General features: G+C 49.9%; 26 protein-coding genes. All 26 read left to right on the forward strand.

The features are described from left to right. Positions 1–44: 44 nt before the first annotated feature. Positions 45–542 carry a hypothetical protein gene (locus Q3F21_RS18135; RefSeq protein ID WP_340256127.1) on the forward strand — a complete coding sequence of 166 codons (498 nt, stop codon included), beginning with the start codon at positions 45–47 and terminating at the stop codon, positions 540–542. Continuing rightward, positions 542–925, forward strand: coding sequence for a hypothetical protein (locus Q3F21_RS18140; protein WP_340256130.1), 384 nt, complete (start codon positions 542–544; stop codon positions 923–925). The genes Q3F21_RS18135 and Q3F21_RS18140 overlap by 1 nt, the downstream gene beginning before the upstream one ends. Before the next feature lie 4 nt (positions 926–929). After that, positions 930–1,376, forward strand: a complete 447-nt coding sequence (locus Q3F21_RS18145; protein ID WP_340256133.1) for a hypothetical protein — start codon at positions 930–932, stop codon at positions 1,374–1,376. Positions 1,377–1,378: 2 nt separating this feature from the next. Continuing rightward, positions 1,379–1,915, forward strand: coding sequence for a hypothetical protein (locus tag Q3F21_RS18150; protein WP_340256136.1), 537 nt, complete (start codon positions 1,379–1,381; stop codon positions 1,913–1,915). Positions 1,916–1,918: 3 nt separating this feature from the next. Then, entirely contained in the window at positions 1,919–2,440 is a 522-nt protein-coding gene (locus Q3F21_RS18155; protein WP_340256139.1) for a hypothetical protein, read from the forward strand. A 20-nt stretch (positions 2,441–2,460) separates the two neighbouring features. Then, positions 2,461–3,492 carry a hypothetical protein gene (locus Q3F21_RS18160; protein WP_340256142.1) on the forward strand — a complete coding sequence of 344 codons (1,032 nt, stop codon included), beginning with the start codon at positions 2,461–2,463 and terminating at the stop codon, positions 3,490–3,492. 15 nt (positions 3,493–3,507) lie between these two features. Continuing rightward, positions 3,508–3,954, forward strand: a complete 447-nt coding sequence (locus tag Q3F21_RS18165) for a hypothetical protein (protein ID WP_340256145.1) — start codon at positions 3,508–3,510, stop codon at positions 3,952–3,954. Between the two features lie 9 nt (positions 3,955–3,963). Next, positions 3,964–4,386, forward strand: a complete 423-nt coding sequence (locus Q3F21_RS18170) for a hypothetical protein (RefSeq protein WP_340256148.1) — start codon at positions 3,964–3,966, stop codon at positions 4,384–4,386. Between the two features lie 8 nt (positions 4,387–4,394). Then, the gene (locus Q3F21_RS18175; RefSeq protein ID WP_340256151.1) at positions 4,395–4,772 is read left to right on the forward strand and encodes a hypothetical protein; all 378 of its coding nucleotides are present in this window, start codon (positions 4,395–4,397) and stop codon (positions 4,770–4,772) included. Next, positions 4,744–4,956: a hypothetical protein gene (locus Q3F21_RS18180; RefSeq protein ID WP_340256154.1), complete on the forward strand. Its 213-nt coding sequence runs from the start codon at positions 4,744–4,746 to the stop codon at positions 4,954–4,956. The genes Q3F21_RS18175 and Q3F21_RS18180 overlap by 29 nt, the downstream gene beginning before the upstream one ends. Next, on the forward strand, positions 4,928–7,966 hold the full coding sequence (locus tag Q3F21_RS18185) for a phage tail tape measure protein (protein ID WP_340256157.1): 3,039 nt from the start codon (positions 4,928–4,930) through the stop codon (positions 7,964–7,966). The genes Q3F21_RS18180 and Q3F21_RS18185 overlap by 29 nt, the downstream gene beginning before the upstream one ends. 89 nt (positions 7,967–8,055) lie before the next feature. Then, entirely contained in the window at positions 8,056–8,700 is a 645-nt protein-coding gene (locus tag Q3F21_RS18190) for a hypothetical protein (protein WP_340256160.1), read from the forward strand. A 78-nt stretch (positions 8,701–8,778) separates the two neighbouring features. Beyond that, entirely contained in the window at positions 8,779–9,414 is a 636-nt protein-coding gene (locus Q3F21_RS18195; RefSeq protein WP_340256202.1) for a LysM peptidoglycan-binding domain-containing protein, read from the forward strand. Further along, complete coding sequence (locus Q3F21_RS18200; protein ID WP_340256163.1) at positions 9,407–10,429, forward strand: hypothetical protein; 1,023 nt, start codon at positions 9,407–9,409, stop codon at positions 10,427–10,429. Before Q3F21_RS18195 ends, Q3F21_RS18200 begins: the two co-directional genes overlap by 8 nt. Then, positions 10,426–10,944 carry a hypothetical protein gene (locus Q3F21_RS18205; RefSeq protein ID WP_340256166.1) on the forward strand — a complete coding sequence of 173 codons (519 nt, stop codon included), beginning with the start codon at positions 10,426–10,428 and terminating at the stop codon, positions 10,942–10,944. Before Q3F21_RS18200 ends, Q3F21_RS18205 begins: the two co-directional genes overlap by 4 nt. A 1-nt stretch (position 10,945) precedes the next feature. Then, positions 10,946–11,332, forward strand: coding sequence for a hypothetical protein (locus Q3F21_RS18210; protein WP_340256169.1), 387 nt, complete (start codon positions 10,946–10,948; stop codon positions 11,330–11,332). Beyond that, on the forward strand, positions 11,322–12,425 hold the full coding sequence (locus Q3F21_RS18215; protein ID WP_340256172.1) for a baseplate J/gp47 family protein: 1,104 nt from the start codon (positions 11,322–11,324) through the stop codon (positions 12,423–12,425). Before Q3F21_RS18210 ends, Q3F21_RS18215 begins: the two co-directional genes overlap by 11 nt. Continuing rightward, entirely contained in the window at positions 12,418–12,975 is a 558-nt protein-coding gene (locus Q3F21_RS18220) for a putative phage tail protein (protein ID WP_340256175.1), read from the forward strand. Before Q3F21_RS18215 ends, Q3F21_RS18220 begins: the two co-directional genes overlap by 8 nt. Then, on the forward strand, positions 12,969–13,268 hold the full coding sequence (locus Q3F21_RS18225; protein ID WP_340256178.1) for a hypothetical protein: 300 nt from the start codon (positions 12,969–12,971) through the stop codon (positions 13,266–13,268). The genes Q3F21_RS18220 and Q3F21_RS18225 overlap by 7 nt, the downstream gene beginning before the upstream one ends. A gap of 2 nt (positions 13,269–13,270) precedes the next feature. Next, positions 13,271–13,906, forward strand: a complete 636-nt coding sequence (locus Q3F21_RS18230; RefSeq protein ID WP_340256181.1) for an integrase — start codon at positions 13,271–13,273, stop codon at positions 13,904–13,906. Positions 13,907–13,921: 15 nt separating this feature from the next. Further along, positions 13,922–16,399, forward strand: a complete 2,478-nt coding sequence (locus Q3F21_RS18235; protein ID WP_340256184.1) for a hypothetical protein — start codon at positions 13,922–13,924, stop codon at positions 16,397–16,399. After that, entirely contained in the window at positions 16,399–16,632 is a 234-nt protein-coding gene (locus tag Q3F21_RS18240; protein ID WP_340256187.1) for a hypothetical protein, read from the forward strand. Before Q3F21_RS18235 ends, Q3F21_RS18240 begins: the two co-directional genes overlap by 1 nt. After that, positions 16,629–16,784, forward strand: coding sequence for a CD1375 family protein (locus tag Q3F21_RS18245; protein ID WP_340256190.1), 156 nt, complete (start codon positions 16,629–16,631; stop codon positions 16,782–16,784). Before Q3F21_RS18240 ends, Q3F21_RS18245 begins: the two co-directional genes overlap by 4 nt. Positions 16,785–16,889: 105 nt before the next feature. Then, positions 16,890–17,357, forward strand: a complete 468-nt coding sequence (locus Q3F21_RS18250; protein WP_340256193.1) for a phage holin family protein — start codon at positions 16,890–16,892, stop codon at positions 17,355–17,357. Then, entirely contained in the window at positions 17,354–18,727 is a 1,374-nt protein-coding gene (locus tag Q3F21_RS18255) for an N-acetylmuramoyl-L-alanine amidase (RefSeq protein ID WP_340256196.1), read from the forward strand. The genes Q3F21_RS18250 and Q3F21_RS18255 overlap by 4 nt, the downstream gene beginning before the upstream one ends. Before the next feature lie 172 nt (positions 18,728–18,899). Further along, positions 18,900–19,984 (forward strand): AAA family ATPase (locus tag Q3F21_RS18260; protein ID WP_340256199.1); only part of this gene is annotated, 1,085 nt, incomplete at its 3' end.

Consider the following 19,984-nt stretch of genomic DNA (forward strand, 5'->3'; position numbering starts at 1 on the left):
CACACGGTTGCGCGTCTTTAATTTTTCAAAAAGGAGCGTTGATCATGAAAAGGATCAAGGTAACGCCTACTGAAGACCATAGGCACTACATCCATCCGGACACAAAGCAGGAGTTTCCCTCTGGAGTTGTTGCCGAAACAGAAGCGGACTGGTTTGTAAAGGCCAAACTGAACATGGGCCATCTCGTAGAGGTGAAAGAAGAGCAGGTAAATGATGCACCTCCAGCTCAGAATGATGAGCCTGCTGAGGCCCTACTTTCGCTGGAGGATTTCGAGAAGCTGGGCGCAGCTGATCAAATCAAAAACATGGGCCATCTCGTAGAGGTGAAAGAAGAGCAGGTAAATGATGCACCTCCAGCTCAGAATGATGAGCCTGCTGAGGCCCTACTTTCGCTGGAGGATTTCGAGAAGCTGGGCGCAGCTGATCAAATCAAAAAACTGGTTGGCCTCGGCTTGGCTGTCGACGAAAAGGACGATGCCATTTCCAATAAGGAGAAGCGTGTGGCTCTCTACAATGAGTTTCTGAACGGCGCTGATGCTTAATGTACTGCACGGTAGAGTCCATTAAGACTCGCTTTGTCATTATCGGTGACGATGAGGATAAACGCATCCAAACAATTATCGAGCAACAAAGTGCCCTCATCGATCAGCGGTTAGCCGTTCCTCCCGACTCCGATCCGGCGTTGGCCATCATCTTGCCGATCGCTGCCGAAGAGATTTGTGCCGGCGAGTACCTGCTTGCCGTGGCCGGGGAAAACGCAATCGACGGGATACTGGACATCAGCATTCTGAAACTCGGGCCTGACCCGGACAAGATCGCCAGGCTCGCAAAAGACCTGGTTGCAAACGGTTGGGACAAAATGAAAGCATGGTTGAAACTTGATATCCCCGTTTTTGTGGGATATTTCAGTGGAGTTGATGGATAAGCCTATGAACAAGGTCGCAAGGAATGTCCTGAAGCAAGCCAAAAAGCGCGGGCAGGCGGTCAAGTACATTGTCGTGCCAGTGCCGACTACACGCTGCCCGTGCTGGTCCCAAGCGTTTCAGCAACCAGACTCATCATGGCATGAGAAAAACCCCACCGAGCCGATGTGTGATGAACGTGGCTATCTCCCGACAGAATCAGTCTCTGTCGATGGCCACGCCTTTGTGCTGCCATACGAGGCCATGTCGCGCAAGGAATTACAGATGTACAACCATTACATCGAGAAGCTTGGCCCCGTTCAGTACAATGACCACCTGTTGCTGTCGCCAGACCTTCCGGAGAACACCAAGTTTCTTGATTGGGGAGGTCGAACCTGGCACGTTTACAATCCGGTGGCCGTGCCGGTAGGTAATGACATCGGAGTATGGCTGGCACTGGTAAGGAGTGAATAGTCATGTCGTTTGACGTTGACTTTAGCGGCCTGCTCACAAAGATGCAACGTGTCAGCCAGGCGGTTCAACAAGCGGTTGAAGATACGGCAGAAAAAGCTGCCGAGGAGATCCACGAAAAGGCTATCGAATATGCGTCCGGCCCCATGAATCCCGACTGGAAGGCAAAGCAGGCCAGAACAGCAAAACGAGACAGCGTGCGAAACGGCGGCAAACGAATTGCCATGCACTTCAAAGATAATGCCGAGTACCTTTGGTATCGCGAAGTCATGCACGAAGGGAAGTCAGATCCACCCTGGCCGGTATCTGTTAACACAGGAACATTCCGACGAGCTCATCGCAGGGAGCGAGTAAAGAAAGGAGTCTGGCGGGTGTTCGGTGACAGCAAGATAGCCAGATACTTCTCTCACGTTCATGACGGGACGATCCGGATGAAGGGGCGGCCAACAATCGGTAAAGCAGTACAAGAGTTTAACCAGTCTGGCCGTATCCGGGAGATTGGTCGTTCCATGCTCAGAAAGAACCTGAAGGGGGTGAGGTAAGGCATGATTGAAGAGCAAATACTGCAAATGATGAAAGCAGCCTTGCCGTCCTTCTGCAGGTGTGCAGCTGGGCGGCCAGCGGTCAAAGGAGATCACATCCATATTGATGACGAAAGGATCAAGCTTCCCCTTGAACGCCCAGTGATCTTTTTCGAATTGGATACTGGCTTTGATAACCCAAAAGGCTACGGTCATAACGAGCGGTTGAAAGAGATCGATCTGGAACGGTCCGAGTTTGTTTTTGAAAAGAGTGCAGAGGTCGTCAAAGGATATTCCGTATACTGTTGGATTCCAATGTACGGGAAGTATGGCGGGGAACTGACCCGCATCCGTATCTTTGACGCCCTGCAGGATGCTTTTATGTTCGAAGATGCCTTTGTCCTCAAGTTTGCCCGCAGTCACGAGCTACCGGCAGACGAAGGGGCAACCCAAGCAATCTACGAGTTGACCTACAAGGGAATCAAGACCAAGGAAAAGAGAGAGGCTGGATTCACTGAGATCAGCCTCTCTCATTCATTTGAGTAAATCACAAGGAGGGATGAGGTTTGGCACTTATCCTACGAAGCAATTTCCAGATGAAAAACCCAATGTACGCGGCGGGTACTGGACGCGGGATTGTCTTGATTGGGAAATCAAAGACTGCCGCGCCTTTAACACGAGTCAGCCTGTTCTCCGACGCGGAAAAGCAGCTGGGCGAAGGTACAAATGCAACAAAAATGGTTGACGCTGCCTTGATGCAACGTCCTCAAACGGTTTATTCCGTTGGATTGGGGGAAACGCCAGAGGCTGGCACGTACAAAAAAGCCTTGCTTGAAGGTGTTTCGGCAGAAGGAGTCTACTTTTTTGTCATCGACGAGACAACAGAATCAGTAATCGCGGAAGTAAAGGAGTTTCTTGCGTGGTGCGATACGAACGCTATTTCGGCGGTTGTTATTATCGGCGGGAAAGCGGATGTGGTGGAAAAAGCGGATCACTACCGGATTTGGGTAGTAGATGATGTGTTCGCCGATTATTCCGGGAAAGCTGTGCCTGCATTTATGGCGGCTGCAGCAACTACGGCGGCAATCGCAAATGAACGTGATCTATCTCTGCCGTTTGGTGGTATCCGGATCAATGGATTCACACTGAAGGAAGTCAAACACCTGGATACACTCCGTACACAGACAGAAGCCGGCTTGATGTCGTTTGCCCGAAACGGTACACGAATTGAGATTTTCCAAGGGGCAACGAGCTATATAAATCCGTCGACTGACGAAATTGGGTTGAAGGATCCGGCTGTTGTATGTACAGCGGATGAGATCGTTACATTTGTCGAGGGGCGAATCGCAGCAAGGCACAGCAGAATCAAGATGAATCGTCTGCAGGATATTGCCGACACAATCTATTCAGCCCTGGAGGAAAAGGCTGCTCCTGGTATAGAGAAGATATTCCCTCCGAATGCTGATGAAATCATTGTCAAACCTGACCCTGATGAAAACGGGAAAGCAAATGCAAATTATCACTTCCGGATCATCGCAGGGTTGAAAGAACTTGATATTGGCGTGACGGGCGAAGTGTCTGCCCAAAGCGCACAGTAAAGGTAGGTGGTTTGAATGTCGAAACGTGAATACGCTGCAGGCGCTAACGAAGGCGTCTTTATTGAGCATGAAGGCAAGAAGATTTATTCCATACAAAGCCATAGCATTGAGGAGACCAACAACTCGCAGCTTCGGCATGAGTACGGAACACAGGATGCCGTCGGGCAAACCAGAGGTTCCCGTTCCCACACTATTACCTTGGAGACTGGAATCGTGGTGGATGATGGTGGGGATGATGTTGTACCCCTTTACATCCTGCTGCGGACACCTGGCACGGAGATTACCAGATACATTGGTGAATGGAAAACCGTATTCTCAGGGCTGAAATTCAACAACTATCGCGAGAGCGGAAACCTTGAGAGCATGAACGAAAGCATTACCCTGACGGCTACCAAGCGCCGGGACTTTTTCAAGGGAAAGCCAGTCTCTGTCGATAAGGCCAAAACTGCATTAGGAAGGTAGGAGAGAACAATGAACGTGACACAGGAGCTTCAAGTCCTGCGGCTCGGTCAGCCTCCTGAAATGCGCTTCAAGACCGGGGAAGGCGATGCCCCGGTCTTTATTTTACGCGTTTTGACGAGTGCTGAAGAGCTGGAGGCATCGATCAACAGCCAAAGATACCTGAACAGTAATCCTGATTTGCCTCAATACGTTTACTCGTTTATTTATGACACGGAGATTCTGGCCATGGCTTTGAAGGACGCAGAAGGAAAGCGATTCTTTTTTAACGGCACGGAGCTGCGGGACCATTTCACCGATGTCGAGGTCGGGCAGCTGCTGGCCTCATACAAAGGACTGCTCGTACACTACAAAACGCTGAACACAATCTCAGACGAAGAGGTGAAAGCCCTGATTGAGGGCGTCGCCGCGGGAAAGCCCGTGGAGAGTATCTGATTTACCGGATGTGTAAGGACGTCGGCGATTTTAGACCGCTGAACGGATCAGGTACTCTTAACGATCAGCAGCTGCTTTGGCTGTACGTGATGCACTCAGCGGAGCAAATCAGGGAGACGCGCTCCTGGTGTGATAGCTGCCAGACGGATCGGGCTCTAGGGGTACAAAAGCCGCACAATTGCCCTTCCTGCGGGAAGACGGTAAACAATGTCAACGACCCGCAGCGGGAAGAGAAGCTGCAAGTGTTTATTGAACAGCAACGTCGTCTCTTGGAAAAGAAAGAGAAGGAACGAGAAGCGGAACGCGCGCGGATTGAAGCAGCGCTGGAAGCCAGCATGAACGAAGAGGAGGGAGATCATGGCCAACCAGACGGGGAAGAAAGCTGATGTCGAGTTCATTATCGCGGGCGACGATAACGTCAGTCAGATATTTAAGGGGATTGCCAGTGAACTGCAGGTGATACAGAATAAGACCCGTGCTACTGGACGCGAGGTTACCTCCTCCATGGACCAGGTTGGCATGAGCGAAGAGGAGGGAGACCATGGCCAACCAGACGGGGAAGAAAGCTGATGTAGAGTTTATTATTGCGGGTGACGATAATGTCAGCCAGATATTCAAGGGGATCGCCAGCGAGCTGCAGGTGATCCAGAATAAAACCCGTGCTACTGGACGCGAGGTTACCTCCTCCATGGACCAGGTTGGCGACTCCACCCGCAAGGCCGGGAGGGAGATGGAGACGGTAGGAGATCGTCTCCGCAGGATTGGGGATGGCACCGCCCACATTAAACGCCTCAATCAAGAGCTTGAACAAACGGATGACAAGGCGCGAACCGCCGGTCGTGAAATGGAACGCGGGTTCCGGGACGGGGGGAGAGCTGCAGATCAGGCAGCAAATAAGGTAAGGGCCCTTCAGCAGCGGGTTGTGGAAGTATCACGGGAAATGCGAGGGATGGTCGACGCCTTAAATCATGGGACGGCTGGGTTTCAATCTTTTGTTGGTGACCAGATTCGCCGCGGAGCTTATGTGGGCGGACTGGCCGTTACCGGTTTTGCAGCGCATAGCGTAAAGAAAGAAGTCGATAAGGAATACGAGTTTGCCAAGCTCGGAGCTGTCCTCAAATCAAACTATTACGAAAACGGAAAATTCAACGAGGCTGCCTACAAAAAAGACTTTTCTGAACTCCAGGCATTTATCAGCAAAGAAGGTTTGCGACCAGATCGCGAAGCCAACACCATGAGCCTGATCGGAATTGCCACGGAGCTGGCCAAGAACAACATGGACCCCAAGCAAGTCATGGCCGCGCTCTCCACGGTTTCCGACTTTGCCCAGGCTACTGATCTCGACCCGGATGTGGCGGCCAAGTATCTGGCCAACAAAGCCGAAGCAGCCAAGATGGAATACACCCCTGAGACCTTCCAGAAGCTTGCTGACCAGTTCGTCCAGACGGTGGACATGTCTTCCCTTGACCCGCGAGATTTGCTGTACGCAGAGCGCTATACTGACTTTGCCAATGCGATGGGCGGAGTCGACTATGCTGTAACGCAAGCCATGCAGGTCGCACTCTCAAAGATCAGTGTTGACGGGGAGAAAGCCGGTACAGCACTCAGAACGTTGTTCTTGGAAAGTACCAAATTGACCGTGCCTGACTCCGCCTTGGATAACGCCTCGTCTGCAGCTTTGGCGAAGAAGGTCGAGAGGCTGCTGGCTGATTTCAACGCAATCAACCAGACAGTAGAGAAGGACGGCTCTGTCGCCAAGGAGAACAAGGGTACAGAGAAGATCATGCGGAAAACCGCGCTGCTCAACCGGTATATGGGCACGATGACATCTGACGAGCAAATGGAAGTCAGCTCTATGTTGTTTGGAAAAGAGGCGGCCTCTGTCGGAACAATCTTTGCCGGAGACGACTACAAAGAATTTCTCGGGTACATCGAGACCATACGCAATAGCAACGGTATAACGAAGCGGTACGCTGACGATCGGGCGGCAACTGATAAAGGGCAACTGGTAGCACTCGGGAAAGCTATCGAGGAGATTCAGGGCAAGGTTGGACGCTCGCTGAATCCACTTCTGGATGCAACTACCGCCCAACTTCTGAAACTGGCTACTGAAGGTAAGTTCAGCTTTGATGAGATCAACAAGGGCGTTGAAGAGTCTGCCAGACTCTTGAGCAAAGAGTTGAACCCGGAGATTGCAGAAGTATTTGAGCAGCTCTCGAATCTGGCAACGAACACATTCCAGATCGGCGTCGCATTATCCCCACTGGCAGAGGGAACGTTCAAGTCCCTTGTCAAATTGTTAAATGGTGATGTGACTGGGGCGGTTAATGAAATCGTGTTGGCGATTGATGCCACAGACCTAAAAATCGAAAATCTACCAGGAGAGCTGCAGGGATTGGCCACGGCCGCCAAAAATGCGGCTATCTTCCTCGCGGCTATTGCAGCACTAAATAAAAGTGTTGAAGTGGCTGAAACTGGAAAGAAAATCTGGGATGGCTGGAAAGGCATGAAAGAGGTCATCACAGGGGAGAAGAACGGTAGCGGCCCCAAGGTTGATACGGATGATTCAAAGATTATTAAAGCCAATGTTGTTAATGTTTATGGTGAAAAAGTAAACGGAGGAACCAAGGGTAATTCCGGAAAAGGTGGCCCAATGCCTAATCCTTCCAACGGAAGACATCCAACCACCGGGAACGGTACACCGATACCTGAAAACAGAACAAGCCCGAAAGGAGACTGGTGGAAAAACGGAAATTGGAAAGCCACAGTCGGGGCAGCAGGCATAGGAGCATTTTGGTTATGGGGTTTAACATCTTACGGGGACTACATGGACACACACCAAGCAAAGAACTTTCATGATAAATATGGCCCCGTAGGTGCGGAACAGTGGTTCCCAAAAAGTGCAAAAGATATCAGCCTGCCACCGGGAGAAAAAAACATTCATAGCTATCCGAAAGAGACAAAGGGTGTTGTTGAATTTTTGCTCAGTAAAAAAGGAACAAAATATGCTCCATATCTCACCGAATTCTCAGATGAGTTGTTGAGAGAAGCGAACTTTAATGCTGCCAAAAAGTCACAATATCTTTTGAATGGATATAACGGTGGTGATATGGAGGTATTCCTACAAAAGCGTCTGAATGAATTTTATTCGATACGAAATGGAGAGGATTTCAGAAGTCCTGAATACGAGAAAAAAAGCATTCGTGCTGCCAATAAAGAGCGTGAAGAGGAGCGTCTTCTAAACCAAGAGAGAACCGATCGACTTCAGTACATCAGAGAAATGGAAAACGACCCTTTCATAAGAAGTAGTTACAAAAGGCAAATGTTAGACGAAATCACCCGCCCTAATAATCCGGGTTCTTCCAACAGCATATCATTGATTCCTACTCTTCTCGAACATCTTAATAAAATTCAAGAAAAACCAATTACAGTCCATTCTGACCATAATTTAAAGGTATTGGTTGAAGATAACCGATCAGTTCAGGTGAGTATGGAAAGCGCTTCTGAATATGCCAGGAGAACCTATGATAACCGAACGCTAACACCTCAGCAGGCTGTAAAGATGCGACAACTCGAATGATGTCGAGGTATGTCAGAATATAATTACTCTATACATACTCTTGGAATGCGATAATAGGTTTCATAGGGTTATGCAAGGGGGTCTAGTTTTTGAAGATAATAGGTATACTTGGTTTTGTATTGGCTGCAGTTTTAGTGATAACAAGACCGATTCACAAAAAAAGAGATTTGCCGATCATGAAGATGGCGTTACTATCTGCCATCCTCTTCGTTATCGGAACATACACCGGCTCTACTGGGAAGAATATCGAATCGATGAAAGCCAGTAACACAGCATCTTCAACTGAAGAACAAGCTAACACTCAAAAAAGCGAAAGTGCCACCGGGTTGAGTGTGGCCAATTTCAAGCATCAGCTGTATAAAGGAGATTGGGAATTTCAGTTTCAAACAAGCGAAGATCCATCTACTAAAAAGCAAGTAACATCTGCTGTTGATGTGCTTAACGGACTAACCGTAAAATTTGTTGGTGATCCTGCTGATTTTGAACTTGGTGAGATGATCTTTGTTCCTTCTGATAGACGTGATAACAAAAGTGGAGTATCTGCATTAACAGTGTTCGCACAGACGTCCATGCCTAATGAATCTGCTGATGATGTAGGCAAGTGGGTAACATCAAGTCTCGAAAAGATTGTAAACACAAACGATTCGATAGAAAAGTCCAGCCAGAACAATTTGATAAAATTAACAAGCATGAAAGACTTGGGTTGGATAGTTTTAACAGTTTCAAAAAAATAGGTCGACGCCCTAAACAGGGCGTTTTTTGTTTGGGGTGATAAAATAATGGCCCTTGTTTTCGAAACAAACCGCGGCACAATGAAATGGCCATACAACCCGGAAAGAATCGAGTTTGACAGCTCCAAGATTATAGTCGAGCATAAATACCCACATCGTCAGGGAGCGGAGACGGAGGATATGGGCCGAAATTCGGTGCGTGTAGATGTCAGTGGCATTTTTTTGTTGGAGCCAGATGTTCCTTCTCCAGCCCCAGAAATACTAATGAACAACCTTTGGTTTTTACAAGAAACTGGGGCCATTGGCAAAGTATTTGGCAGCGAGCTCGGGACTGCGGTGGAAGGACGGTTATTCCGAATAGTAAACCTCAAAGGGCGACGAGAAGAGGGTACGGTGGGCGACATACCGTACTCTTTTACTTTTTTGGAGCATTATCAGCCGCAAGCCAGCAAACAAGAAGAGGCAAGCAACGGAGCTGCTGCTTCATCCAGCGGAGGTGGAGGCAGCGGCTCGAGTAAAACCACCAAGGAAGCGGCGCCACAGTCCCGGGATGTGGTGTACATCGTGAAATCTGGCGACACTCTATGGGGCTTAGCCAAACACTATTATGGAGATCCCCTGAAGTTCAAAAAAATCATGGCCGACAACAGGGTGGACGTGTCGGATATGAAGCCGGGCCGCAAGCTGACGATCAAGGATGTGAAAAACCGTGTATGATACCTGGCAAAAGATTCTGCGAGCCGTATTCGAAACGCTAAAAGGCCCGAAGTGGGAAGTCAACCGTATCACAGATTGGGATATTACGATTGACATTTCCAGAGCTGCAAATCGGTTCGTCCTGGACATTGCGAACGTCGAGGGGAATTACACCGATCTGTTCAACTTTGGCGATAAAGTGACCCTCTATGCGGAGAAGTTGGAGGGCGGCGGCCGGGAAGATATCCTGAGCGGTTATATCGATGACCTTGACGAGTCATATGCCCCGGACAATGGCAACCTGATCCGGATAGACGGCAGAGACAGCGGCGTCTTTATCCTGGAGAACGATGCAATCCCGACTACCCATAAGACAATCACCCTAAAGGACCTGGCGGCCGGCATATTCAAGGAGTTCGACCTGCCGTTTGTTTACAATGGGCCGACCATAAAAATCGACAGTAAGCAGATTCGGATCGGCCAGAACGGTTGGGACACGATCGAGGAGCATGCCTTGGAGAACGATCTCCGTCTGTACCGGCTAGACGGGAAGGTGTATCTTGGCAAGTTCACCCCTGCCACGGATGTACAGTATGTCTTCGTAGATAACCCTCAAAGCTCGTCGGAAATTCCTTATCTGCGACTGCGCCGTCGGAAGTCGGGAGCCAGCCGCAAGCGTGAAGTGTGGGCTTATGGGACCGGGAAAGGGAAACCGTTGGAGAAGGTTATAGACGACTCTCTACCTGCAGGCTTTAAGCGGCGCATGGTCGTAAACGGCCACAAAACACGAGAGCAGACAAAGAAGGCTGCCAAGGAGCGGATGGCCCGGAATAAGATCGGCAGCAATGAGATCGAGATTGTGATTAAGGGAACGCGGGTAATCCGACCGGGGCGCTGGGCAACCATCATTCGCCGGTGGGGGCCGCGCGGGTACACAGTAAAATGGGTCATTGCTTCTGTCCGTTACGCTTGCTCCATGAGCAGCGGGGAAACAACGACGATAATCTGCCGGCCAATAGAGGAGGTGCTCGGATGAGCAGCAAGGTATACGATGCAATCAAGGGTGAATGGCCAGTTGAAATAGGAACAGTAGACCGGATGGAGAAAACAGCACAAGGCACGGTACTTTCAACAGAGGGAATAGGCACCCCAATTGATTCTCTTCAGATGCTGCCGCCCGGTGTGTACGCAATCCCTCCAATCGGGGCCAAGGTGTTATTTACCCAAACAGAGGAAGGACCCAGGCCGGGGCTTATGGTTGATTGGCCAGAAGAACAGCCAGCATTGGAGATGTTGGCCAAGAAAGCCCGTAGCCTCCCTGATTACGGACCAGGTGATCTGGTCATTTTTTCTTCTGGCGCCCTTTTGAAAGACGGCTGTGTCCAGTATCTCCACTTCAAGACGGACGGCAGTGTAAAGTGGAGGACTGTTGATGCAACTGGCAATGTGATCACAGACATGACTTCTGACCTGAACGGGGTCAGTATCAAAACGAAAAAGTGGACGGTAGAGGCAGAGCATATCTATCACCACGAGACAGGAGGCGTGTAAGATGGACCCGGTTATCAATCACCCTGCCGGATACACCTTAGACGACTCTGGCAATTTGAAAAAATGGCGAACGCAGAAAGAAAAGCTTCGGCAGCGCCTGATCAACCGTCTGATCATGCGTCGGAGCATAGCGGCCATTCCGGGCTACGAAGAGGCCGGCAGCAGGCTGTATACACTTGGCAGAGTGAAGCGATCAGGAAGAGCTGACGCGGCGAAGCAATACACAGAGGAAGCCTTGCAACCAGAGGTTGAGGCGGGCGAGATTATCCGGGTGGCCACGGTCATTTTGACAGAGGGCGAGGAGGGCAAATACAGCCTTGCCGTTTCCGTGGAGCTGCCCGGAGGAGAAATGCTGGATTTGGAGGTGAGCGACACGTATGGCAGTTGAACACAATGGAATCAGATATGAGGAGGAACTGAACGGGGTACCTATCAAGTCCTTTGACCAGATCCTGAGAGAAATCTTGTCTGATTGGAATGCGAAGGTACCTGAGTTGGACATCATGCCAGGCAGTGACGCTCACATCCGGGCCTCTGCCATTGCCGGGCAGCTGTACGCATCCTACGTCAGCGGTTCCATCGGCGTCAATCAGTACCTACCGGACACCGCCACGGGCCAACATCTCCGGGTACTCGTCAAAGAAGAGGGGATTATTGAGAAGCCGGCAACCCAGGCGCGGGGCCATAAATTACAATTCCGCCGCGATCCTAACCTGACTCGTGTAGATGTGGAGGTCGTGATCCCATCCGGGTCGGCCAGGGTAGTCACACGGAACGGTGTAACCTTCGAAACGACTGCAGACGCCATTTTGCCGCCTGATGTCTTGACAGTAGAGGTCCCATATCAAGCGATCGTACCGGGGAAGAACGGGAACATTCAAGCTGGGGACATTATCGGCTTTTACGGGCAACCGCCAGCTGGGATAAACTACGTGACCAACCTGGATGCCACGGCGGATGGTTCCGATGCGGAGGACGACGAGACCATTCGGGCCCGATATTTCGAGGCGACAGAGCAAGAAGAATGGCACGGCTCGCCAGCGTGGGTAGAAGCAGAGGCCAAGAAGATACCAGGGATTACGTCTGCCACTGCCATCAAGAACGCACGCGGCGAAGGAACAATGGATGTGCTGGTCACATCAGGCGATGGCATCCCAAGCCAAGAGAAGCTGGACGAAGTGTTGGCATACCTCTCCGATCCGAATCGAGAGCCGATCAACGTAGACTTCCGCGTCATTGCCCCTGAACCGGTGGTCGTTAACCTACGAGTACAGGCACCTGGCATTACGCAGGCACAAGCGGAGAGCGCATATAAGGCTTATCTGGCGACTGTAGGCGGAGGGGGTACCATTTACCCGTCCAGAATTGCAGCAGCCCTGATAAACGCCGGAGCTCAGTTTGCGGACGTGCAAGAGCCTGCTGCACCGATCACGTTGAAATCTACAGAGATGCCTCTGCCGGGAGTGGTGACACTTGTTTGATCTCCGGTATCAACTGGCCGACACTGGTCTTTACAGCCTTGACGACCCTGTTTCGAGCGGGGAGTTGGAGGCATACGAGCGGCAGCTGAACGATTTGCTTGCCTGGCATCAACAGATGAAGCGGGAAATGGCCCTTGATACGACAGAGTTACTGATCGAGCGGTGGGAGAAGATTTACAACGAGCCTCCCCTCCCGACGGATACATTGCGCGATCGACAGATACGCCTCTTAAACAAGCGGCGGTCAAACGGCGTTTTAACTCCGAGTAAGGTCATCGCGTTTGCTGAAGACTTCGGCCTCTCAGCCAAGGTTATCAAGCATATCCGACCGTTCTGTTACCGAGTGGAAATCAAAGAAAAATCAGCGGCCGATTTTATAAAACTGGATGAGATTCTTACGGCTGCAGAACCAGGGCACCAAACCCACGATTTTGGGATGGCTGACCGCCTGGGCATAATTGAACACATTTCATCCAAAGGGGGTATCTATTACGATGACCCCCTCTATTGTGGTTCCTTCTACGCTGGAGGTGAAAACGATCTATGCTGACCGAACACGCATTGGAACGACAAGCAAACAGCCTTGAGTCACTTTTCGACAGCGCGGAGGTGGAAATAAACGGCGAAATGAAACCGGCCACTCTCCTGAAAGTCAGACAAGGTCCGAATAAAGTGAATTTCCTGATTCGGCTCCAGGACTCTGAAACAGGTATGGTTACAAAGCGGGTGATCCGGGACGAGAATAGGCAGATCGTCTGGCAGGACTCGGTGAATCTGTACAAGCCAGCCAGAGCCGTATCGTTAAGCCTCCCGATAGAACTGAAATGGAAGGTAGGTGAGTAACAGTGATAGAGAGGTATCAAAAGCAGACGCATATCAACCGAATAGTGGATTTCCCAGGGGCCTATACGATTCAGCCGCACCCCGACCCTGAGCTCGCTGCAAAAGGTGTGATGCTGATCGAGCCAGCATACAACGTGCTGGCCGGTACGCCTGTTGATGAGGTCCGGCTCAATCACATGGAGGACGGCATTGAGGGAGCCTATTTACTTTACGACCGGCTTGAACGGCGGGTAACAAGGATTGAGGCCCATCTTGACCTGGATAGTCACGACGTCGACGGAGCGCAGGCGCGTTTCGCTGACACCTATGACGGCCTTGACGATCCGGTGCTGGTGTTGGATAAAACGAAGACGTACAGCACCGCAGCCCTTGCCTCAAGCACTTCGGCAGTCACTATCCCGGTCGCTTCTACAGAGGGCTTCAAGGTCGGCCAGGAGGTCACGATTTGCGATGACGTGGCGTTTGAGAATCAGTGGATCACGGCAATTGGAACAGGCACGATTACGGTGGCCAAGCTGGCAAACAGCTACAAGAAGGGTGCCCTGGTCGGAAGGTCTACAGTGGTCCGGGATACAGCAGCGCAGAAAATGCGGATCGGATCGTGGGGCACCCATACGATCACGATCTCACTGACGTAAGAAAGGAGGAGGAACATGGAGTACGTTTGGGAAGATGTCGGGGTGTTCAATGACACCGATACCTATACATTTGAGGACGGTTATTTGTATGCTGCGATGCATGATTCCGCTGATAGCAGAATATATTACGGACTTGGATTCGGGTCGCCTATCCTTGTTAGAAACTATGTATTAATTGGCAATAAGGGTAGGTTAAAGGGGACCATTAGTGTAAGTGCTGGCTACGGCGAAGGTAGATCGTACAATGTAAAATTACGTAGAATGAAAATAAACCCCTCTATACCGTGGGAAGTAGTAGGGATCTTTGGCGATATTAAATCCTACACCTTTGAAGAAGGGTATCTATATGCTGTAACAAATACTTATCCATCGACTAATCCCGAATATTACGGTAAAGCATTCGGCGTTCCTGTAATGAGGGGAAGATATTGCTACACCTTGGTAAACGGTAGTGGCATGTGGACAGGTTCTCGCTCGGTTGGCGATGGAATGTTTAGTATCGAGTTAATCAGATTAGTTCTTAATAAACCTCCAACACTCACTATTCGATCAGCTGCTGACAATCAATTACTCGTTGAAGGGCAGGCCGTCTACACGGGGACGAGTGACTTCACCATTCGCCTGACAGCTGACGATCCAAACCCGGCAGACACACTTCAGTACCAAATTAAACTGAACGGGACCGTCAAAAAAGACTGGACCTTATTTGCGAGAAACTCGCCGGTAGATTACACGTTCCGCGCATCAGATTATACCAACGACAGGAACCAGTTTGAGGTATCTGTCCGGGATAACTTCGGAGAAGTAACCACTTTTTCCGCAATATTGGTTAAAGTTAATCGTCCAGAGTACCTTGGCCTCGTTAAACTCGGGACACTATATTACGGCTCTGCGGCTCGTCCAAGGCCGACAAAGCCATGGGTTCCCGATGTATCCCCAAATTATAACATTGGAAAAGGGAACCTGCCATCAGCTTGGACTGAGCCTTTAAGTGGGTGGAGTATTGGAAACACCAACCCGGCCGAAGAAAATCAGTTGTACTGGCATAAAATACGAGACGGAAATAAAACACTTCTGATTTGCGATCGGGCGATTTTGTGCTATTTCCGGCCTGTCGATTTAGACAATATGGGAAGAGTCTCGGGGACTCCGGTTACAATTGATGGCAAAAAATATACCCTGAGAGTTTTGACAGGGGGCATGACCAATTCTGACGCGCAATCAGGAGATAACGAGTGGAATAGGTATGTATTAAACAAAGCGAACATACCTGGCCTTCCTATACCAAGTAGTTCAGATTTCAGAAGCGATTACGGAGACTTGGACGCTTGGAATATCCAATTCAAGGGCGAACTTAATCGATTCTGGAACTGGATGTATATATCTACAATGGTACAGGAGAGTGATGAAGTTTCTGACACAAGGAGGCTCAGAGGAGAGCTTTCAGCTGGACATATTGCAACGATCAGAAACATTTCCAGTTCCAGTGGTACGGGCTGGCGACCAGTTCTTGAGGTGCTTAATACTGCTCCGACGTTATCCCTGTCAACAGCCAACAACCAGGTGTTAACCGAAGAGAGTACATTCATAGTCGCGGGAAGTGCGACAGATGAAAACAGCGGCGATGTAGTAACAATCAAGTACAAGATTAACAACGGCACCGAACATAACCTTGCTTCTGGAGTATCTAATGGGAGTAGTCCTATTCTTTTTTCAAAAACACTAACAAAGAAGGGCTATCGCTTGTATGATGGCACAACTATGGTGTCAGATGCACTTTATGAGGGGACTACGCACACTCTTTCCGTATGGGCAGAAGATTCTCAAGGTGGTAAATCAGCTGTAGTAACGCGATCATTTACTATCAAAATCAACAAACCTCCAGTTGTCACAATCAACACCTTCACGCCTGTACAATCCGGCCTGATCCCGCCTGACACGATCACGCTCTCCGGTACTGCTTCCGATCCTGACGGCAACACGGTTACGGTCAAAGGAAAGCTGAATACAGGAGCAGAGAAAACACTGCTGAGCGGCGTTTCGAGCGGTAACTGGTCGTTTCCGTTCAAAGTGAGCGAATTGAAGACCGGCGTAAACACGGTCACGATCACGGCAACCGACCAGTTCAGGGCCTCAACGGTCAAGACTTTCAATGTCAAAAACGAAGTCGTCGAAAAGCCAATGAAACAGGGGGTTGCACGTTACAAGATCCTCCCACCTCTCGGCTCAGCCAAAGAAATCCTGGCTTGGCAGAAGCGAGAAAAGGGCGACCTGGTTATCGATGCAGAGGCTTCTTTTGTTGACGCGGGGCAGCCAGAGCAGTACGTGGCCATGGTCAAGGACAGTGTTGATCTGAACACGGAAATTACAGAGGACCAGTTGTACGGAATGGCAACTGCACCAAAAGCAGACGTCATTTTCAAGCAAACACTGTCCAGAACCAACGCAAATTCAACGCAAGCAGCCACAATGCTGGTGGGGGTGTTTAAATAATGGTGCGATACCGCAAGCGTAACCCGGACGGAACCTTTGGCGAGTTGGTGGAAACGCCAGGGCACAGTAACGATCTGACAGAAGAGATCAAAATATTGTACGAGACCATCGCTTTTATGGATATGGAGATGGCCAGCATACGCGAGGGCTTCACAGAAAAGATCAATGAATTGACTGGGATGATCTCCGAATTAAAAGCAGAGGTACAAGCCTTGAAGGGAGGTGAGCAATGATGGTAAGGCCTTATATGATCGCGCCGTATGCGGTTCTGGTCAAGTCCGGTGGCTGGCTGATTGAACCGACGGGAGCTGAGGGGGAGAAAGTGGTCCCGGAAGCTTACCGCGTGCCGGTAGCGGAATATCTCGCTGCTCAGGAAGTAGCGTAAACGCCTTTTCTCTCAATGAGAGAGGCGTTTTTTCATTGCAACAAGACAGGAGCTCGCCCCGAACCGATCGGGGCTATTTTTCTGACCCGAAGGGAGAGAGAGCACTTGAAAGAATCAGCAATTTTTGGCGCAGTAGGCGCTTTTTTTGTTTCGGCTTTTCACTTTTTTTACGGTGAAGGCCCAATTCGATATTTAGCTATTGTCCTGTACATGCTTTTGATTGCTATGGACTGGGCCGCCGGTTACAGAGCTTCTAAGATCGACGGGTCTTATGCCTCCGAATATGGAATCAACGGGGCCTTTCGGACAGCGTTTCTGCTCTTTATGCCTGCAGTTGGACATTTGATTGATAGCCTGCTCGGTACGCCAAGTATCGCTTTTATTTTTCTCACAGCCGCGTTTGGATTGCACATTTGGAAGAGTATGACGGCCAATGTCGTGCGAGCTGGTTGGGAAAAGTGGGTACCGGAGTGGGCGATGAATGCCGTTTCGGATGAGATCGAACACAAGCTGGCCAGAGCCATCAAGCGGAGACAGGAAAAAGAAAAATATTTGGACGGTGATAAGTTGTGAGAGTAGCGATAGATGCCGGTCATGGGCCGGACACCCCCGGAAAACGAACGCCGGACGACAGCATGCGGGAGTTCCACTTCAACAGCGTAGTCGCCCGTTATATCCGTGATGAGCTGCAGCAATATGATGGGGTAGAGACGCTGTTTACCCACGCTGACGATGGCAGCCGGGACGTACCTTTGAAAGAACGGACAGACAAGGCAAACGGTTGGAAGGCAGATGTATTTGTCTCTATTCACGCAAACGCCTATGGGAACACCTGGAACGACGCTAACGGTATCGAGACGTTTGTCTACACGTCGCGGCCTGCGGCTGCTGTGAAGCTGGCTGATGCTGTTCAATGTGCGTTGGTTCGTGCTACTGGCCGCCGGGATCGCGGGGGAAAGGCTGGCGACCTGCACGTGCTGCGCGAAACCAACATGACCGCGATCCTCGTCGAGTGTGGCTTTATGACCAACCGGGAAGAGGCGGAGCTGCTGAAGAGCGACACGTACCGCCGCAAGTGTGCCACGGCCATAGTCCAGGCTATTGCCGAGGTGTACGACTTAAAGAAGATCGGAGCTGCCCCGTCAGGCACACCCATAGCCGGACAAGCCCAAGCTACCGTCGAGCAGGCCCAGGAGTGGGCAAGGCAGAAGAGAGCTGCCCAATCCTTTATTGATGTGGCACCGATCTATTGGCGGGTCGGTACCGAGCTGGGAATCCGTCCGGAAGTCGGCTACGCCCAAGCGGCGAAGGAAACCGGATTTGGACGGTTCGGCGGGGTCTTATCCCGCGACTTCCACAATTGGTGCGGCCTGAAGACGACCCAGGGCGGCAGCAATACCGATCCTGCGGCGCACGCTCGTTTCCCTAGCGACGAGTTGGGCGTACGAGCTCACCTGCAGCACCTGGCCCTGTATGCAGGTGTGGTAGTAAAAGGTGTGATCGTCGACCCGAGACACTTCCCATCAGTACTTGGGACAGCTAAGACAGTGGAATCTCTCGGCGGGAAGTGGGCTCCTACAGCTGATTATGGGAAGGCGATCACGGAACTGCTGGCAGGCTTGCTGGCAATAAAAGTATCCACACCGCCTGTTGATAAATCTGTAGAGAAAGTGAACATTCAGATAAATGGCGTACGCATCCCAGCTCAAGGTTATCTCCGAAACGGTGTTTCTGTACTTCCTATCCGTTCCGTATCGGAAGCCCTCGGCGTTACTCCGGAATGGGACCCACAGACAAAACAAGTAAGCGTCAACGGAAAAGACCTGACAGAGACAAACGAATCCGGCGTTGCCTATGCTCCGGCCCGTGAGCTCGCCGCAGCCCTCGACCTGCAGGTGGAGTGGGATGGAACATCCAAAACCGTAAAGTTTATGACCATGTAATAGCCAAAGCCCTCCACCGGTGATCCGGGGAGGGCTTTTTTTTAGTCTGTTGAGTTGACTGTATTATAAATTGAAGAAAATAAGTTTATTCGTACATAAACATTGAATGAAGGTTGATAATATAATATTATGTAGGTGTACGAAAAAAAGCATTTGTAAGGGGAATCGTGCGATGAGCATAGAGTCATACATTCCAAAACTTGTACGAGCGAGTCTCGATAACGACCATCGGACAGTCAGATCAGTTAGTACCCGTCTGATAAGACGATTAAAGGACAGTCACCCTGAAGTTGCAAAGGAAATTGCTGATGCACTTGCCTATCACGGAATCGGAGCGAACACTTTGAGGTCAGTTGGGATTGATGGAGCACCGCTTGATGCTGAATCGAGGAAATCATTAGCAGTTGTTGAGGAGCCGATAGAAGTAAATAAACCAGTGTTATCTGTTAAAGTCGAAAGGTTGATTGATGACTTTATCGTTGAAAGGGAGCAAGCGCCTAAGCTTATCGCAGCTGGTTTAAATCCACCTTCTTCCATACTTCTGTATGGTCCCCCAGGGGTTGGTAAAACATACTTAGCAAACTACCTGTCTGGAGTGTTTAAACTCAAATTTGTCACCTTGGACCTAGCGACATCTATTTCGAGTTATCTCGGTAAGACAGGTCAGAACATAAAAAGCGTAATCGACTATGCGAGACAAGAACCGTCTTTACTATTCCTAGATGAATTCGATGCTGTTGCAAAGAAAAGAGATGACATGTCAGATCTTGGAGAATTAAAAAGGATTGTTAATGTACTTCTTAAAGAACTTGAAGACTGGCCTTCTCATTCAATTCTGATGGCGGCAACAAATCACCCAGAGTTACTCGACCGTGCAATCTGGAGAAGATTTGATCGGACTATCGAGCTAGAACTACCAGGCGAAAATGAACGAATTCAATTGTTGCAGGAACAATTTCAAGATGTAAATGATGATCGCACAAAAAAATTGTTGCTAATATTAGCTAATTTAACCGAAGGATTGTCTTGTGCTGATGTATGTAAACTTTCAGAGCGCGCTAGACGGAAGGCTATAATCTCAAACGAAGATTTGTCACGTATTATTTTTCAAGAATTAGCTTCGTTTACTGATAAAAGGGAAACAATTTTTTACAAGAAGTTTTCGAAAGTAGCTAGGGACTGTTTTCAACTTTCTGTACGTGAAATAGCTGATTGGTTAGGGAAACCACCGTCGACTGTTCAATATTATCTAAAAGC

This window comes from Brevibacillus borstelensis, from assembly GCF_037834415.1.
Taxonomy (GTDB): Bacteria; Bacillota; Bacilli; order Brevibacillales; family Brevibacillaceae; genus Brevibacillus; species Brevibacillus borstelensis_A.

Excerpts from the sequence above, each read along its gene's own strand:
- Q3F21_RS18140 (WP_340256130.1), top strand. The coding sequence starts at position 542 with ATGTACTGCACGGTAGAGTCCATTAAGACTCGCTTTGTCATTATCGGT.
- Q3F21_RS18245 (WP_340256190.1), top strand. The coding sequence starts at position 16,629 with ATGATGGTAAGGCCTTATATGATCGCGCCGTATGCGGTTCTGGTCAAG.
- Q3F21_RS18235 (WP_340256184.1), top strand. The coding sequence starts at position 13,922 with ATGGAGTACGTTTGGGAAGATGTCGGGGTGTTCAATGACACCGATACC.
- Q3F21_RS18145 (WP_340256133.1), top strand. The coding sequence starts at position 930 with ATGAACAAGGTCGCAAGGAATGTCCTGAAGCAAGCCAAAAAGCGCGGG.
- Q3F21_RS18225 (WP_340256178.1), top strand. The coding sequence starts at position 12,969 with ATGCTGACCGAACACGCATTGGAACGACAAGCAAACAGCCTTGAGTCA.
- Q3F21_RS18205 (WP_340256166.1), top strand. The coding sequence starts at position 10,426 with ATGAGCAGCAAGGTATACGATGCAATCAAGGGTGAATGGCCAGTTGAA.
- Q3F21_RS18180 (WP_340256154.1), top strand. The coding sequence starts at position 4,744 with ATGGCCAACCAGACGGGGAAGAAAGCTGATGTCGAGTTCATTATCGCG.
- Q3F21_RS18150 (WP_340256136.1), top strand. The coding sequence starts at position 1,379 with ATGTCGTTTGACGTTGACTTTAGCGGCCTGCTCACAAAGATGCAACGT.
- Q3F21_RS18240 (WP_340256187.1), top strand. The coding sequence starts at position 16,399 with ATGGTGCGATACCGCAAGCGTAACCCGGACGGAACCTTTGGCGAGTTG.
- Q3F21_RS18195 (WP_340256202.1), top strand. The coding sequence starts at position 8,779 with ATGAAATGGCCATACAACCCGGAAAGAATCGAGTTTGACAGCTCCAAG.
- Q3F21_RS18155 (WP_340256139.1), top strand. The coding sequence starts at position 1,919 with ATGATTGAAGAGCAAATACTGCAAATGATGAAAGCAGCCTTGCCGTCC.
- Q3F21_RS18165 (WP_340256145.1), top strand. The coding sequence starts at position 3,508 with ATGTCGAAACGTGAATACGCTGCAGGCGCTAACGAAGGCGTCTTTATT.
- Q3F21_RS18170 (WP_340256148.1), top strand. The coding sequence starts at position 3,964 with ATGAACGTGACACAGGAGCTTCAAGTCCTGCGGCTCGGTCAGCCTCCT.
- Q3F21_RS18175 (WP_340256151.1), top strand. The coding sequence starts at position 4,395 with ATGTGTAAGGACGTCGGCGATTTTAGACCGCTGAACGGATCAGGTACT.
- Q3F21_RS18135 (WP_340256127.1), top strand. The coding sequence starts at position 45 with ATGAAAAGGATCAAGGTAACGCCTACTGAAGACCATAGGCACTACATC.
- Q3F21_RS18185 (WP_340256157.1), top strand. The coding sequence starts at position 4,928 with ATGGCCAACCAGACGGGGAAGAAAGCTGATGTAGAGTTTATTATTGCG.
- Q3F21_RS18210 (WP_340256169.1), top strand. The coding sequence starts at position 10,946 with ATGGACCCGGTTATCAATCACCCTGCCGGATACACCTTAGACGACTCT.
- Q3F21_RS18215 (WP_340256172.1), top strand. The coding sequence starts at position 11,322 with ATGGCAGTTGAACACAATGGAATCAGATATGAGGAGGAACTGAACGGG.